Raw genomic sequence first — 14,592 nt, forward strand, 5'->3', positions numbered from 1 at the left:
CTTCGGGTATTGCTCGTTGTAGTCGCGGATCACCGAAGGCAGGAAGTAGAAGGCCGCGGTCGGGATGCAGGCGAGGGTGACCTGCCCGGTCTGTCGCTCGGCGAGTTCGCGAATGCTCAGGATCGAGTCTTCGAAGTCATCCAGCAGGCGCCTGGCCTTGGGCAGGAAGTCACGCCCGACGCTGGTAAGGCTGACGCGACGGGTAGTGCGTTCCAGCAGCGAAGTGCCCAACCCTTCCTCGAGCTTCTTTATCCGTCGGCTCAAGGCGGGCTGCGACAGGTGCAAAGCTTCAGCGGCTTCGTGGAAGCTGCCGAGTTCGGCGATTTTCACGAAAGATCGTATGTCTTGCAGCTCGTATTCCATCTCGGATCGCTCTTCGGCCGTGGGTCGGTATTGATGCTTTAACCGGAATAATACCTACGATATTTGCATTGGATTGATTTATCCATCCCTGTCAATCTTTTGTCCACAGCATCAATGATGTCCATTGATCAACAAGAGTGCGAAATCATGCAACGAATTCCTTGCGTACTCATGCGCGGTGGCACCTCCAAGGGCCCGTTTTTCCATGCATGGGACCTTCCTGCCAATGTGGTCGAACGCGACGAATTGCTGATCAACCTGATGGGTTCCGGGCATGAACTGGAAATCGACGGCATCGGTGGCGGTAGCCCGCAGACCAGCAAGGTTGCGATTGTCAGCCCTTCGCTGCATGCCGACGCTGATGTCGACTACCTGTTCGTGCAAGTCATGGTCGCCCAGCGCCGGGTCGATACCGCCCCCAATTGCGGCAACATGCTGTGCGCCGTTGGCCCGTTCGCCATCGAGCAAGGTCTTGTCAAAGGCCAGGACGGCAAGACGCTGGTGCGTATTCGCAACCTCAACACCGGCACTTTCGTCAATTCGCTGGTGGAAACCCCCGGCGGCATCGTGCGCTACGAAGGCCGCACGGCGATCGATGGCGTACCGGGCACTGCCGCCCCGGTGCACCTGACCTTCCTCGATGCGGTCGGCAGCAAGACCGGCAAGCTGTTCCCGACTGGCAAGGCCAAGGATGTGATCGACGGTGTAACGGTTACCTGCATCGACATGGCCATGCCGATGATGGTGGTAGAGGCCAGCCAGCTGGGCGTCACCGGCTCGGAAACCCCGGCCGAACTCGACGCCAACGGCGAACTGCTCGAGCGCCTCGAGGCATTGCGCCTGAAGGCCGGCAAGGCCATGGGCCTGGGCGATGTCAGCGGTATGGTCATCCCCAAGCCTGTTCTTGTGTCCAAGCCCCGCTATGACGGCACGTTGCAGGTCCGCTACTTCATGCCGCACAACTGCCACCGCGCCCTGGCCATCACCGGAGCGATAGGCCTGGCGACTGCCTGCGTCAGCCCGGGTACGGTAATCGGCGAACTGCTGGGTGAGGGCGCCGAACAACTGACCGAGGTGCGCCTGGAACATCCAGGCGGTGGTATCGATGTCGCGCTGTCACGCAGCGGTGCCGATGGCAAGACGATTCAGGCCTCGGTGGTGCGAACTGCACGGCGGCTGTTCTCTGGCTTCGTTTACGCGCCTACATTCCGCAGGTTGGCGGGGTAGGCCCAGGCAGTAGTCCAGACCTGTACATTCGCAACAAGCGCATCCGCACAATTTCAACAATGGGTGATGCCTCATGAGACTCGCCAAATCGCTGTATTTCCAGATCCTCTGCGCCGTCCTGCTGGGCGTGGTGGTCGGTCACTTCTGGGCGCAACAGGCCGTTGCGCTCAAGCCGCTGGGTGATGCGTTCATCAAGCTGATCAAGATGATGATCGCGCCGGTGGTCTTCTGCACCATCGTCACCGGCATTGCCGGGATGACCGACAAGCGCTCCCTGGGGCGTTTGATGAGCAAAACCTTGCTGCTGTTCCTGGTATTGACCGTCATCAGCCTGATGATCGGCCTGGCAGCGGTATACCTGCTCCGCCCTGGTGTCGGCATGAACATCGACCCGGCCACGCTGAGCACCGAGGGGCTCGGCCAGTACGCCGCGTCTGCGGCGAAGCTGAGCGTGGTCGACTTCTTCATGCATATCATTCCCGACACGTTCATCGGGGCGTTCAACAAGGGTGAAGTGTTGCCGGTGCTGTTCATCGCGGTGCTCAGCGGTTTTGCCCTGTCGTCGATGGGCGAAAAGGGCAAGCCGGTACTCGATGTGCTGGAATCTGCCTCGACGATGGTGTTTCGCATCTTTGGCTACCTGATGCGTTTCGCCCCGGTCGGTGCCTTCGGTGCCTTGGCCTTCACCGTCGGGCAGTACGGCGTGACGTCCCTGGGGGCATTGGCCAAGCTGGTCGGTACGCTCTACATCGCCTGTGCGTTTTTCGTACTGGTGGTGCTCGGTGGTATCTGCCGTGCCCATGGCTTCAGCCTGTGGAAGCTGCTGCGCTACTTCCGCGAGGAATTTCTGGTGGTACTCGGCACCTCGTCCACCGAGCCCGTATTGCCACGCATGCTGGAAAAACTGGAGAAACTGGGCTGCAAGAAAGGTGTGGTCGGGTTGGTTCTGCCAACCGGCTACTCGTTCAACCTCGACGGTACTGCCATCTACCTGTCGTTGGCGGCGGTCTTCATCGCGCAAGCCTGCAACATCGACCTGAGCCTCGGTCAGACGGTGACGATGCTGGCGATCATGCTGTTGTCGTCAAAAGGCGCAGCGGGTGTGACCGGTAGTGGCTTCGTTGCGCTGGCCTCGACCTTGACTGTCATTCACGACATCCCGCTGGCAGGGCTTGCCTTGCTGATCGGCATCGATCGCTTCATGTCCGAGGCGCGTGCCCTGACCAGCCTGGCCAGCAACGCCGTGGCCACAGTGGTGATCTCGCTGTCGGAGAATGCCTGTGAAAGGGAAACCTTGCTGCGCCGCCTGAATGGCATTCCGGCTGTACCGGACAAGGCGGATAGTGCGCAGGCCGACTGGTCTGCCGAGCCTCGTCATCACGGCTGAAAAGCCTCTTCCACACCCATTGTTGACTTAGAATCCCACTCAGCATCCCGGCGATGCCGAGTGGGGTAGGGGGCCGTCTGCCTTGCCGATGGCCGCAATAGAATAAAAACAAGAGAAAAGACCATGCTCGCACTCCTGGGCCTGATCATGGTGGTGACCTTCACCTACCTGATCATGAGCAAACGCCTGTCGCCAATCGTTGCGCTCACTGTGGTACCCATCGTCTTCGCAGTGATCGGTGGCTTCGCCCCCGAACTGGGCAAGATGATGCTCGATGGCCTGAAAATGGTGGCGCCCTCGGCGGCCCTGTTGCTGTTCGCCATCCTGTTCTTCGGCCTGATGATCGATGCCGGCCTGTTCGACCCGCTGATCCGCAAGATCCTCAAGCGCGTCAATGGCGACCCGGTCAAGATCGCCATCGGTACCGCGCTGCTGTCGCTGCTGGTGGCGCTGGACGGTGACGGCACCACCACCTACATGATTACCTGCGCGGCCATGCTGCCGCTGTACAAGCGCATTGGCATGAACCCGATGATCCTGGCCACGGTGTCCATGCTGTCGTTGAGCATCATGAGTGGCATGAGCCCTTGGGGTGGGCCGGCCACCCGGGCCATCGCCGCGCTCGGGCTGGATGCCACCGAGTATTTCATCCCGATGCTGCCGACCGTGATCGGCGGTGCTGCCTGGGTGGTGTTCACCGCCTACCTGCTGGGCCGTGCCGAGCGCCGCCGCATCGGCAACATCGCCCTGGAGTCGGGTGGCGGCAACTGCTACATCAAGGAAATCCTCGGCGACAACCCGCATAAGCGCCCACGCCTGGCGTACGTGAACCTGGTGTTGGTGATTGCCGTCATGGTGGCTCTGGTGATGGGCGTCATGCACTCCGCATTGTTGTTCATGATCGGTTTCGTGCTGGCGCTGATGATCAACTACCCGCAGCTGGACCTGCAGAAAGAGCGCATCCTCGCCCATTCGGGCAACGCCATGACCGTGGTACTGCTGGTATTCGCCGCGGGCATCTTCGCCGGGATCTTCTCGGGTACCAAGATGGTCGATGCGCTGGCGCAGACCCTGGTCGACTGGATCCCGGAGGCGTGGAGCCACTGGTTCCCGCTGGTGGTGGCGCTGACCAGCATGCCACTGACCTTCGTACTGTCCAACGACGCTTACTATTTTGGCGTGGTGCCGATCCTTGCCAACGCTGCGGCCGCCTACGGCATCGACCCGGTTGAAATCGCCCGCGCCTCGGTGCTGGGGCAGCCGGTGCACCTGATGAGCCCTCTGGTGGCCTCGACCTTGCTGCTGGTGGGCATGGTCGATCGCGACATCGGCGACTTCCAGAAGGCGACCGTGAAATGGGCGGTACTGACATCACTGGTCATCACCGCACTGGCCTTGCTCACGGGTGCGTTGTCCTTCTTCGTCTGATCTGCCTCGGGCGCTGCTGGCGCCCTCCTCATCCAAGAACAACAACAGAGTATCGAACATGTCCCGAACCGTTTTCCGTGGGGCCACCTGTGGCCTGCTCTGCGGCTGGCTGCCTGTGGCCGGCGCTGCCGGATTCATCGACGACGGCAAGCTCAAGCTGCAGCTGCGCAACGTTTACTTCAACGAGAACTTCCGCGACGAACAAGGCATGAGCGCCCGCGCTGCAGCAACTGCGAAGAGCGAGCGGGTGGAATGGGCGCAGGGTTTCCTGCTCGACTACCAGTCAGGGTTCACTCAAGGCCCGCTGGGTCTGGGGCTGGATGCCCTGGGGCTTGTAGGCGTAAGGCTCGATTCGGGCCGCGGGCGCAGCGGTACCGGCTTGCTGCCGGTGCATGACGATGGCCGTGCCGCGGACGAGTTCGCCAGTGCCGGGGTGACGGCCAAGGCGCGACTGGGGCAGACCATCGTCAAGCATGGCACCTTGCTGCCCAAGACACCGGTGCTGGTGTACAACGACGCGCGATTGTTGCTGCAGACTTACCAGGGCACGCAACTGACCAGTACCGATGTCGATGGCCTGACCCTGACAGCCGGCCACCTGGACCGCTTCAAGCAGCGGGACTCCTCGGACAGCACCGGTCTGTTCCTGGATGGTTATGGTGGCGGCGAGTCTGGCGATTTCAACTTTGCCGGGGCCGACTATGCCGTCAGCAAGCAGCTGCGCTTGAGCTATTTCCACGGCCAGCTCGAACACTTCTATCGTCAGGACTACTTAGGCCTGGTCCACGACCTGCCATTGGCCGGCGGTGTGTTGACCACCGACTTGCGCTATTTCAAGAGCCGCGACAGCGGGGCCGCTCATGGTGGTCAGATCGATAACGACATGTTCAGTGGGCAGCTGTCCTACGCTCATTCCGGGCACACCTTCGGCGCCGGTTACCAGATTCTCGACGGCGAGGCTGGGTTGCCATACATCAGCGGCGCGACGGTCTACTCGTTCAGCAACGTTGGCATCGGCAAGTTCATCGAGGAGGAAGAGAAAACCTGGATGGCGAGCTATGCCTACAACTTTGCAGCGGCCGGTGTCCCTGGGCTGACTTTCATGGCGCGGTACCTGAGCGGGGACAACGGTCGCTCGGCTGATGCCGGGCTCAGCGAGTGGGAGCGTGACGTGGAGCTTGCCTACGTGGTGCAATCCGGGCCTGTGAAAGGTCTGGGTGTGAAGCTTCGCAACTACGTCTACCGCTCTGACTTTTCCCGAGGGCGCGACAGCAACCGGATCTACCTGACCTACGATATTGCGATCTGGTAATGCGGCCATGCGAGCATGCATGCCTCGAGGTGCTTGCTCGCATGGGTTTCATGCTTTGGACGGCTGTGGCGCTTTCTTGCCCAGTCGGATCAGCTCATTGGAGAAGCATAGGCCGAAGAGAATCAGCCCGGCCCCCAGGTACAACGTGTCCCGCGGTACTTCATTGAGCACCACGAACGCCAGCAGTGCGGCAAACAGCGGTTCGGTCAGCTCCAGTGCCTGGACTTGCGAGGGTTTCAGGTACTCGATGGCCTTGGTGGTACAGAAGAAGCCGAGGATGGTCGGCAACGCGGCCAGCGCCAGCAGTGCCATGACCGCCACCAGCGACAGCTCTCCAATGTTGAAGCTATCGGTTGCTGCCGGCATCAGCAGGTAGAGGCTGCCGAAAAACAATAGTTGCCGAGTGAAATGCAGCCCCCCGGAAACGCCCATGTGCTTCATGGCAACCGAAAATGCGCCATAACCGCAGCCTCCGATCGAAGCGAGTACTGCACCTTGCAGCGTAAAGCCTTGTTCCAGGTCGGCGCCAAAAATCACGGCAATGCCAGCTATGGTCAAACCGGCGCCTACCGTCGCGTTGGCGGTGATCCGGTCCTTTAGGACTATCCTTCCCAGCAATATCGAAGAAATGGACGCGCTTGCCATCAGGATCACCACGACGCCTGCCGCGGCGTAATGGCTATAGGCCGAGGTTTCAAAGTGGAACAACACAAAAATGCCGAGAAATGCGCAAACGGCGGCATGGACCCACTTGGCCGTACGCAGGGGCCGCTTTAGAAACAGGAGCAATGCTGACAGCAACAGGCAGCCGAGGACTGTTTTTATCAGGGCGATGCTGCTGGAGCTGAACCCACTGTTCATCAACACTTTGCTGAGTACGCCGATCGTTGCATTCAGTGCAGCGGCGCAGAGTGCAAAGAGTACGCCTTTGCCGAAATGAGATTGCATTTGTACATTCCTTGTAATTGGCTTTATGCCTTCGCCCGGTCGACATGCAGGCGGTTGCGGCCCGCCTGCTTGGCGATATAGAGCGCCTGATCGGCGCGTTCAATCAACGATGGTGGGGTGTCGAGGACCGTTCCATCGGCGCAGGCGATGCCGATACTGGCGGTCACATGCCCGAAAGGGCTGCCTTGGTGTGGGATGGCCTGCAAGGCCAGGTGCTGGAGCATCAGCCTGGCAACGACGGCCGCTCCGTCGTTGTCGGTATCGGGCAGGATCACCGCCATTTCCTCACCTCCGTAGCGTGCCAGCAGGTCGCGAGGGCGGCGGATGCAGGAAGAGAGCAGGGTAGCGATCTGCTGCAGACAGGCATCGCCAGCCGGATGCCCATAGGTGTCGTTGTAGCGTTTGAAATGGTCGATGTCGATCATCAGCAAGGCCAGCGTGGTGCCGTTTCGATGGGCCGTGCGCACTTCCTGGGTCAGTGCCTCGTCAAAGCAGCGCCGGTTGGCAAGCCCCGTCAGCGCATCGTGCATCGCCAGGCTTTCGAGCCGTTGGTTACTGTCCAGCAACTGCTGTTGGGTCAGTCGAAGTTCGTTTTCGATTGCGCTTCGCCGGCTCATGGCACGAATCAGCAGCCAGCCAATGGCTCCGATCAATGCCAGCAGCGCAGCGACCACCAGCGACGACAGCAGCGCCTCGAGCCGCCAGGCCGAAAGTGCTTCCTGCTTGCCCAGCGCGACCGTTGTCACCAGGGGTAGCTTGTCGCTCTTGCGAAACGCATAGAGGCGCTCCACGCCGTCCAGGCTGGAGGTGAACGATGCAGTGCCCGCTGACTGGTCGACGAGATACTTGGTGAAGATGGGCGACTTCGAAAAGTTGCGTCCCATGTCCTGTTCCCGAAACGGGTAGCGCACCAGCATGGAACCGTCGGTATAGGCCAGCCCGATGGCCCCTTCATGGCCGACATCCAGTTTGCCGAAAAGCTGCAGGAAGTTCTCCACGCCAAGCGTCATGGCAACGACGCCGGCAAACTCGCCGTGCTCATCGTTGAATCGCCGGCTGATGGTGATCACCCATTCCTGATTGACGCGGCTACGGATTGGCAGCCCGATGAAGGGGTCGCGGGATGGGTCGTCACGGTGATGTATGAAAAAGGCCCGGTCGCTGCTGTTGGCCCCATCGGGCATCGGACGGTTGGACGACATCAGCCAGCGTCCATCCCTGGCGTAGATCGTGATGCCGCTCATCGGCGGCATCAACGGTTGCTGACGCTTGACCAGCTGACTCAGGCGTTCGATCTGCCCAGGCCCGGCGCCTTCGGTTTCCAGGCGCTCGACAAGGCCGAGCAGCAGCATCGAGCTCTGCCGGACGATACCTTCCGAATAGGTGGACAATGCCTGGGTCAGGTTCAGGCCATGGACATTGACGTCTTCCAGGGCGCGCTCTCGCGAAGCCATGACCTTCCACAGCGTCAGCGAGGCGAGTGAGCAACCGATGACCGATAGCAGTAGCACAACGAGGTGGATGTCACGCTTCACGTCAATTCACACGCCTTTTTCCCTTAAAGACCAAGTTGAAAGTCGACACGCATTGACTAACTGGAAGGTCAGAAAGTAGCTATCTGGTTCGCGTGCAATAATATAACACCTAAATTGCTGGAATGTCCGACAGAATTACGCGCTCTGGAAAACCCCGTCTCTTATCTTCCGGCAGGGTTTTGAGAAGTTTGAACCTGACGATTGGGCAAGTAACCCTGGACGTGGCGCACGGTCTTTTCCAAGGTTCGCGCCATATCGGGATGTGCCAGTTGATACTTTCGTTCCAGTTGCTGGCTGTCATTCATGTCGAAGCGCTGCGTCTGGATGAAGTTCAATGACTCGGCGCTGATCGAAAGTCGGGTGGCCAGCCCGGGAATCACCAGTAGCCACTTGAGCAGCCCTATGGGTACATGGTGCCGGGGTGCCTTGATATCCAGCGTTTTAGCCAACTGCCCGAGCATTGCCTGCAGGTTCGGGGTGTTCTCGTAGAGCGCCAGGACCTGCCGGTTGGCCATCGAAGGGTCGAATGCCACGCAGGTCATCATCTTTACCAGGTAATCGACGCTGACCAAGGGCAACCAGTGCCTGGCGGAACCAGGGACAGCCTTGAACCGGCCCAGTGCCAGATTTCGAATGAGGTCGGCCAGAGGTTGCCCTTCAGGGATATGCCCGCTTTCGCTGTGGCCACACACCGTAGCAGGATGAACGATCGTGTAATCCGCACCTACTTCCTGCATGTAACGGATGACTGCAAAATGGGACTCCAGCTTGCTGCCCTCGTAGCCACCAACGCGGCCGTAGACTTCGGGCCAATTGGTGTTTTCAGGGCACTCGTTATCAACCCCGATGCTGGCAAGGTGGGTAAGATTCTGCACCATGTAACCGCCCACCATCAGCAAGCGGATATCCTGGCTCGCCGCGAGCCTGGCGACTCTCAGCGCCCCCTGTACATTGACTGCGCGGGCCTGCTCCATTGTCAGGCCCCAGGTAAACTGCGCCGCAAGGTGGAAGAATACAGCGGCCGAAGACACGCATTGCTTGTCTGCTTCGCTGAGTCCAAGTTCTTCCCGGCTGATATCTCCTTCGACTGCATGGATATACGCAGGGTTACCTCCCAGTCGGCCTACCTGCTCTTTGAGACGCTCGATGTTTTCAGGGTTGCGCATGAGCACCCAAGTCTTGTGCCCTGTCGCGGTAAGATGGGCCAACAGATGTTGACCGACAAACCCACTGCCGCCTGTGACGAAGCATTCCACGCTCATATCTGAATCCTTGTCTGGATGATGGGCGCAGGCTAAAGTGTCGAGCGTACTCTACAGTCAAGGAATTTTTACTGTGAATGTTGGAGAGTTGGAGCGCAGGAGTGGAGTTGGCCGCCATACATTGCGCTATTACGAGCAACTCGGGCTGATCGTGGCCCATCGCCAAGCCAACAACTACCGCAGTTACAGCGACCAGACCGTGGTTGATCTGGCTTTTATCCAGAGCGCCCAGAGCGGCGGTTTTTCACTCGCCGAGATCGGCGACATCCTTGCGGCCCAGCGGGGTAATACGATCGATTGCGCGCAAGGCGCGGCCTTGGTGACCAGCAAGATGGCCGAAATTCAAGCGAAGATCACCACGCTGCAAGCCGCCTATGCCTTTTTGGACACAGAGCGTGCAAAGCTGGAAGAAAGTGCTATTGCCAACGGGCTGACCATTCCTCGCTTTCCCGAGATTTAGCATGGCTCGATGCTGTAGCTTGTTTATTCGCAATTATTTCTCATTTACACTTGTGTCTTGTTTCGGGGCCTACCTCTTATTCAGGATGCATCGTGTCGTTCGATCCCGCCAAACCGACGCTGCTGTCTACATTGGTACGTCACTATGACGAGCTGGTGGACCACATTCGCCGACGCTTCGGCGACAGAAGCATGGCGCGCGATGTAGTGCATGATGTGTGCGTGCAGTTGCTTGAGCGCGGCGAGAAAGAAGACGTTCGCACCCCACTGGCCCTGCTGCGAAAAATCTCCCACGACGCCGCCGTGAGTCGCTATCGTAGCGACCGCCGCCGAGGCGCGTGGGTAGAGGCAATCTCCGAGCTGCCTGAAGTGGCCTGCCCGGCAGCCACCCCAATGACCAGGTATGACACCGCGCGCGAGTTTCAACTGCTCGTCGACGCTATCGCAGGCCTCCCACCTCGCTGCCAGGCTGTTTTCGTCATGCACAAGATTCACGAAATTCCCCAGGCAGAAGTAGCCGCTCGCCTGGGTATTTCCATCAAGACTGTGGAAAAGCACCTGCGCCTGGGGGTGGCAGCGTGCAGGCAACGGCTTGGGCGCGATGAGGTGCATCCATGACCAAGCAGCCCGAACAGGCGCCATTGGACGAGGCTCTGGGGCGCCATCGTGACGAACTCAAGCAGCTGTTCCCCATGCCGCCGTCCAGGCCAGCGCCCTCGAAAGCGGTAAAGACGGCAGGTATCACGCTAGCGGTCGCGATCGCCTTTGCAGCCCTGGGCTGGCTGAACCCTGCCTACAAAAGCGAGCGTTTCGCTACCGCCATTGGCGAGCGGCGCGCTGTGCTGTTGAGCGATGGCAGCAAGCTGCTGCTCGACAGTGGCACGCATGTCGATGTCAGTTGGCGTCTGCTCAGCCGCGAAGTCGACCTGCGCGCAGGGCAGGCCCTTTTCGATGTGTCCTCGGCCGTGTACCGCCCCTTCGTGGTGTCCGCTGGCCTGGCGAAAGTCGAGGTGCTCGGTACGCTGTTCAATGTCAGGCGCCTGGATAACGACGCGGTGCGTGTGACCCTGGCCCGTGGGCGCGTGGACGTCGCTGTGGCAACTGCAGCACAAGCGCCTGTCACCCTCAGGCCAGGGCAACAGGTCGACTCGATTGGCGGGCAACTGATGCCGGTAGCGAAGGCCGACCCTTCCAAGGCGATGGCATGGAAAGATGATCGCATCGTGTTCGAGCAGACGCCGCTGGATGAAGCCGTGTCGTTGCTGCGCCACTATCGCAAGGCGCCCATCGAGCTGAGCGACCCAGGCCTGGCCGCACTCAAGGTGACAGGGGTATTCGAGGCGCACAATGTCGACCTGCTACTGGGCTTGCTACCGAGCATCCTGCCCGTCGCCGTGCTGCAACAAGGGGATGGCAGCGTCCGGATTCAACGCAAACCGATAACAAAATAATTCTCAGGCGCAGGTAGGGTTTCTCGATTCTCGTGGCGGCTACTGAAAAAGCCCACCTATAAAAAGGAACTCGAGAAGTGCTCTTTCCCCTCCGCAGTCGCCAGCTACGCCTGTCATTGCTTGCCAGTAGCCTGCTCATCGCAATGTCGGCCCAGGGCCGGGAAAAGATGAACTTGGATCTCCCCGCCGCACCGCTGGGCGAGGCCATCAACGCGCTTGCACAGCAGTCTTCGGTACAGATCATCTTTGCCAGTGATCTCGGTGCAGGCCGAAACGCGCCTGCGGTGAAGGGGCAGTTCACCCCCGAGGAAGCACTTCAAACGCTGCTCAAGGACAGTGGCTTGCAGGTACAGGCCAAGGATGAGCGCACGTTCGTCATCGTCGCGCAGGGTGGCCCTGCATCAAGCCCGGAAATCCAGAGCGGGCCCGTGGAAATGGCGCAGATGGAAATCACCGCCTCGCGCACCAGCAGCAGCCTGGTTTCCGCGACGCGGCAATCCACCGTTCTCGAGCATGAACAACTGCAGGAGCTGCGCCAGGGTTCGGAGAGCCTGGCCACGGTACTGGCCAAGGCGATTCCCGGCATGTCCGACTCCAGCCGCACCGTCACCGAGTATGGCCAGACCCTGCGCGGGCGCAGCATGCTGGTCATGGTTGACGGGGTGCCGCTCAATACCAACCGCGACTCTTCGCGCAACCTGGCCAACATCGACCCGGCACTGATCGAACGGGTCGAAGTCATTCGTGGCAGCAGCGCCATCTACGGCAGCGGCGCCACGGGGGGCATCATATCCATCACCACACGGCCTGCGGGTGGCGAAAACCGTGCCGAAACCAGCCTGAGCGCGACCTCGCCACTTACCCGCCTGGGCAGCGATGGCCTGGGTGGGCAGTTCCAGCAGTATTTCGCAGGCTCTCAGGGCGCGGTGGACTACTCGTTCGACTTCGGTACCCGCCACATCGGTGCCTCGTACGATGCGCACGGCGACCGGATCGCCCCGGAGCCTAGCCAAGGCGACCTGTTCGATTCGAACATCTACAACATTGGCGGCAAGCTGGGGCTGCACATCGACGAAGACCAGCGCATCCAGCTCGCAGTCAGCCACTACGACGCCCGCCAGGACACCGACTACGCTACCGACCCAAGCGTCGCCAGGCTCCCCGCAGGCTCAGTGCCGGCCAATGCGATCAAAGGGCTGGATCTCGACGAACAGAACCGTATTCGCAACACGCTGGTGAACCTGGAGTACGAGAATCTCGACATTCTCGGAAGCCGGCTTTCTGCCCAGATGTATTACCGGGACTACTTCACCCGTTTTACCCCGTTCGACGCCCGGGCCGTTGCCACCCGCGGCGGCAACGTCGACCAGATCATGCAGAACAGTGAAGTCTTCGGCAGCCGCCTGACCCTGCGCACGCCACTTGGCGAAAGCGGCAGTACCGAGCTGGTGTGGGGTGGCGACTATAACCAGGAACGCAGCGACATGCCGCTCGATGTCTTCGACCCTGCGGCTTATGACGCCAGTGGCGGCCTGGTATTCGACAAGATCGGCAAGCTCACCTACATGCCCCCGCTGAGGACGCGAAGCGCCGGTGCGTTCGCCCAGCTACAGCATCGCTTCGATGAGCATTGGTCTGTCGACGGCGGCCTGCGCTACGAATACTCCACCGCCGAATTCGATGACTTCATCCCATTGTCCGAATCCGCGGCTGCCTCCCCGGTTGCGGTGAAGGGTGGCGACATTCATTACGATGCGGTGCTGTCGAACCTGGGCATCGTCTACTCACCGGTACTCGGCCAGGAAATCTACGCCTCCTTCAGCCAGGGCTTCCAACTACCTGACGTGGGTATTCAGTTGCGCAATGCGCGCCGCGGTTTCGACATCGACGCATCGAACCTGGAACCGGTCAAAACCAATAACTATGAGCTTGGCTGGCGAGGAGAGCTGGGCAACAACACCCTCGGCACCCTGGCGCTGTTCTACACCACCTCCAAACTGGGGGATGTGCAAAGTTTCAACAATGGCCTGATTCTGACCCGCACCAAGGAGCGTATCTACGGTGCCGAAGCCAGTGCCGATTGGCTATCGGATGATGCGGTGTGGGGCGCAGGGGGGAGTGCGGCCTGGATGCGCGGGCGAGAAAAACCGGACGGCAAAGGTTGGCAGGACATGACCGGCTATCGCGTTCCGCCCCTGAAGCTGACCGCCTACGTTCAGTACAAGCCGACCCTGGATTGGAGCAACCGCTTGCAAGCCACGTTCTTCGATAGCAAGGATTACAGGCTTGATGGGGTGGACAGCTTTGGTCGGCATCAGGTGAGTACCTATACGACAGTGGACTTGGTCAGCCAGTATCAGATTTCCGCTGACGACAAGGTAAGCGTCGGCATTCAAAACCTGTTCAACCGCGACTACTACCCGCTCTACAGCCAATTGCTGCGCAATAACAACAACACCAGCCACTTGCCGGCACCCGGCACCGTGCTGACTGCCAGTTATACGCACAATTGGTAAGGTGGTGAGCAACCACCGGGCCGGTATCGGGCCCGGTGGTCATTGAAGCCTTCCTGGAAAACCGCTATTGACCTCGAGTTAAGTCAAGGTTTTAGAGTGTCGTCCGAACTCTCTCGCTACTTCCGGAAACGAACTCACAAGGACCAGGAATGGACACTCCGACCTCACTGCTGATTTTCCAGATCACCTGCTGCATTGGCTTGAGCCTGTGGCTGAGCATCAGCCTGATCAACAACCTGCATACCTTTGCCAGTTCGGCCGGGGCGATCGGGGCGACCATGTCGATGGCGCCGCTGGCCCAACCGCCCGCAATCAGCCTCCCACTGCTGGGGCGAGCGATGACCTCTCCGTCGATCCATCGCCTGGCCTTGGCGATCATCGTGCTGATACAGGCAGCTGCCGTGCTCACGGCCTGGGTCGGGTGCTATGAACTGGTGCTTGGCGCCGGCCTGGAAGCTTCGCTGCCTTGGCTGAACCTGGCCTTGAGCGCGGCGCTCGGGTTCCTGCTCGCCATGTTGCTGGGCGGGATATGGTTCGGCTACTGGATCCGTCAGGAGGGGTTGCAACTGACCCATCTGCTGCTGATGGTCTGGATCCTGCTGCACTTCGTCGTACTCAATGTCCGGTGGAGTTGATGGGCGATGGACACTTGCAGGATGCCAGGAAGGAGCAACAGCTGAAGACGATGAGCGTAGGGTCAGCGT

13 protein-coding genes are annotated in these 14,592 nt (G+C 60.1%); 9 read left to right on the forward strand and 4 right to left on the reverse strand.

Going from position 1 to position 14,592, the window contains the following annotated elements:
- On the reverse strand, positions 1-363 hold a 363-nt coding region (locus tag JV551A3_RS11515), incomplete at its 3' end, for a LysR family transcriptional regulator (protein ID WP_133978688.1).
- A gap of 147 nt (positions 364-510) precedes the next feature.
- Between JV551A3_RS11515 and JV551A3_RS11520 the strand changes: the two genes are divergently transcribed.
- The 4 genes from JV551A3_RS11520 to JV551A3_RS11535 all read left to right on the forward strand — a co-directional run bounded on the left by JV551A3_RS11520 (position 511) and on the right by JV551A3_RS11535 (position 5,717).
- Entirely contained in the window at positions 511-1,590 is a 1,080-nt protein-coding gene (locus tag JV551A3_RS11520) for a 4-oxalomesaconate tautomerase (RefSeq protein WP_133978690.1), read from the forward strand.
- A 73-nt stretch (positions 1,591-1,663) separates the two neighbouring features.
- Complete coding sequence (gene dctA / locus JV551A3_RS11525) at positions 1,664-2,977, forward strand: C4-dicarboxylate transporter DctA (RefSeq protein WP_133973396.1); 1,314 nt, start codon at positions 1,664-1,666, stop codon at positions 2,975-2,977.
- A 123-nt stretch (positions 2,978-3,100) separates the two neighbouring features.
- Positions 3,101-4,405, forward strand: a complete 1,305-nt coding sequence (locus tag JV551A3_RS11530) for a CitMHS family transporter (protein WP_112253831.1) — start codon at positions 3,101-3,103, stop codon at positions 4,403-4,405.
- Positions 4,406-4,463: 58 nt separating this feature from the next.
- Entirely contained in the window at positions 4,464-5,717 is a 1,254-nt protein-coding gene (locus JV551A3_RS11535; protein ID WP_133973394.1) for an OprD family porin, read from the forward strand.
- A 48-nt stretch (positions 5,718-5,765) separates the two neighbouring features.
- Here JV551A3_RS11535 and JV551A3_RS11545 read toward each other — a convergent pair whose 3' ends face one another.
- From JV551A3_RS11545 to JV551A3_RS11555, 3 genes are all read right to left on the reverse strand, one after another.
- A complete protein-coding gene (locus JV551A3_RS11545; protein WP_133973392.1) occupies positions 5,766-6,665 on the reverse strand; it encodes a DMT family transporter in 900 nt (299 codons plus the stop codon).
- Between the two features lie 23 nt (positions 6,666-6,688).
- Complete coding sequence (locus JV551A3_RS11550; RefSeq protein WP_133973390.1) at positions 6,689-8,200, reverse strand: GGDEF domain-containing protein; 1,512 nt, start codon at positions 8,198-8,200, stop codon at positions 6,689-6,691.
- A gap of 161 nt (positions 8,201-8,361) precedes the next feature.
- On the reverse strand, positions 8,362-9,462 hold the full coding sequence (locus JV551A3_RS11555) for an SDR family oxidoreductase (protein WP_133973388.1): 1,101 nt from the start codon (positions 9,460-9,462) through the stop codon (positions 8,362-8,364).
- A gap of 73 nt (positions 9,463-9,535) precedes the next feature.
- On the opposite strand from JV551A3_RS11555, the gene JV551A3_RS11560 reads away from it, so the two are divergent.
- The 5 genes from JV551A3_RS11560 to JV551A3_RS11580 all read left to right on the forward strand — a co-directional run bounded on the left by JV551A3_RS11560 (position 9,536) and on the right by JV551A3_RS11580 (position 14,523).
- Entirely contained in the window at positions 9,536-9,922 is a 387-nt protein-coding gene (locus JV551A3_RS11560) for a MerR family transcriptional regulator (RefSeq protein WP_133973386.1), read from the forward strand.
- Positions 9,923-10,014: 92 nt separating this feature from the next.
- The gene (locus JV551A3_RS11565; protein ID WP_133973384.1) at positions 10,015-10,539 is read left to right on the forward strand and encodes an RNA polymerase sigma factor; all 525 of its coding nucleotides are present in this window, start codon (positions 10,015-10,017) and stop codon (positions 10,537-10,539) included.
- The gene (locus JV551A3_RS11570) at positions 10,536-11,372 is read left to right on the forward strand and encodes a FecR family protein (protein WP_133973382.1); all 837 of its coding nucleotides are present in this window, start codon (positions 10,536-10,538) and stop codon (positions 11,370-11,372) included. Before JV551A3_RS11565 ends, JV551A3_RS11570 begins: the two co-directional genes overlap by 4 nt.
- Positions 11,373-11,449: 77 nt before the next feature.
- Positions 11,450-13,888 (forward strand): TonB-dependent receptor, encoded by a 2,439-nt coding sequence (locus JV551A3_RS11575; protein WP_133973380.1) that lies wholly within the window; start codon positions 11,450-11,452, stop codon positions 13,886-13,888.
- 149 nt (positions 13,889-14,037) lie between these two features.
- Complete coding sequence (locus tag JV551A3_RS11580) at positions 14,038-14,523, forward strand: DUF2165 domain-containing protein (RefSeq protein ID WP_133978692.1); 486 nt, start codon at positions 14,038-14,040, stop codon at positions 14,521-14,523.
- The last annotated feature ends 69 nt before the right edge of the window (positions 14,524-14,592 follow it).

The organism is Pseudomonas inefficax (assembly GCF_900277125.1).
Taxonomy (GTDB): domain Bacteria; phylum Pseudomonadota; class Gammaproteobacteria; order Pseudomonadales; family Pseudomonadaceae; genus Aquipseudomonas; species Aquipseudomonas inefficax.

What these genes read in the sequence shown, in the direction of transcription:
- JV551A3_RS11520 (WP_133978690.1), top strand. Translation starts at nt 511, where the DNA reads ATGCAACGAATTCCTTGCGTACTCATGCGCGGTGGCACCTCCAAGGGC.
- dctA (WP_133973396.1), top strand. Translation starts at nt 1,664, where the DNA reads ATGAGACTCGCCAAATCGCTGTATTTCCAGATCCTCTGCGCCGTCCTG.
- JV551A3_RS11530 (WP_112253831.1), top strand. Translation starts at nt 3,101, where the DNA reads ATGCTCGCACTCCTGGGCCTGATCATGGTGGTGACCTTCACCTACCTG.
- JV551A3_RS11535 (WP_133973394.1), top strand. Translation starts at nt 4,464, where the DNA reads ATGTCCCGAACCGTTTTCCGTGGGGCCACCTGTGGCCTGCTCTGCGGC.
- JV551A3_RS11545 (WP_133973392.1), bottom strand. Translation starts at nt 6,665, where the DNA reads ATGCAATCTCATTTCGGCAAAGGCGTACTCTTTGCACTCTGCGCCGCT.
- JV551A3_RS11555 (WP_133973388.1), bottom strand. Translation starts at nt 9,462, where the DNA reads ATGAGCGTGGAATGCTTCGTCACAGGCGGCAGTGGGTTTGTCGGTCAA.
- JV551A3_RS11570 (WP_133973382.1), top strand. Translation starts at nt 10,536, where the DNA reads ATGACCAAGCAGCCCGAACAGGCGCCATTGGACGAGGCTCTGGGGCGC.
- JV551A3_RS11580 (WP_133978692.1), top strand. Translation starts at nt 14,038, where the DNA reads ATGGACACTCCGACCTCACTGCTGATTTTCCAGATCACCTGCTGCATT.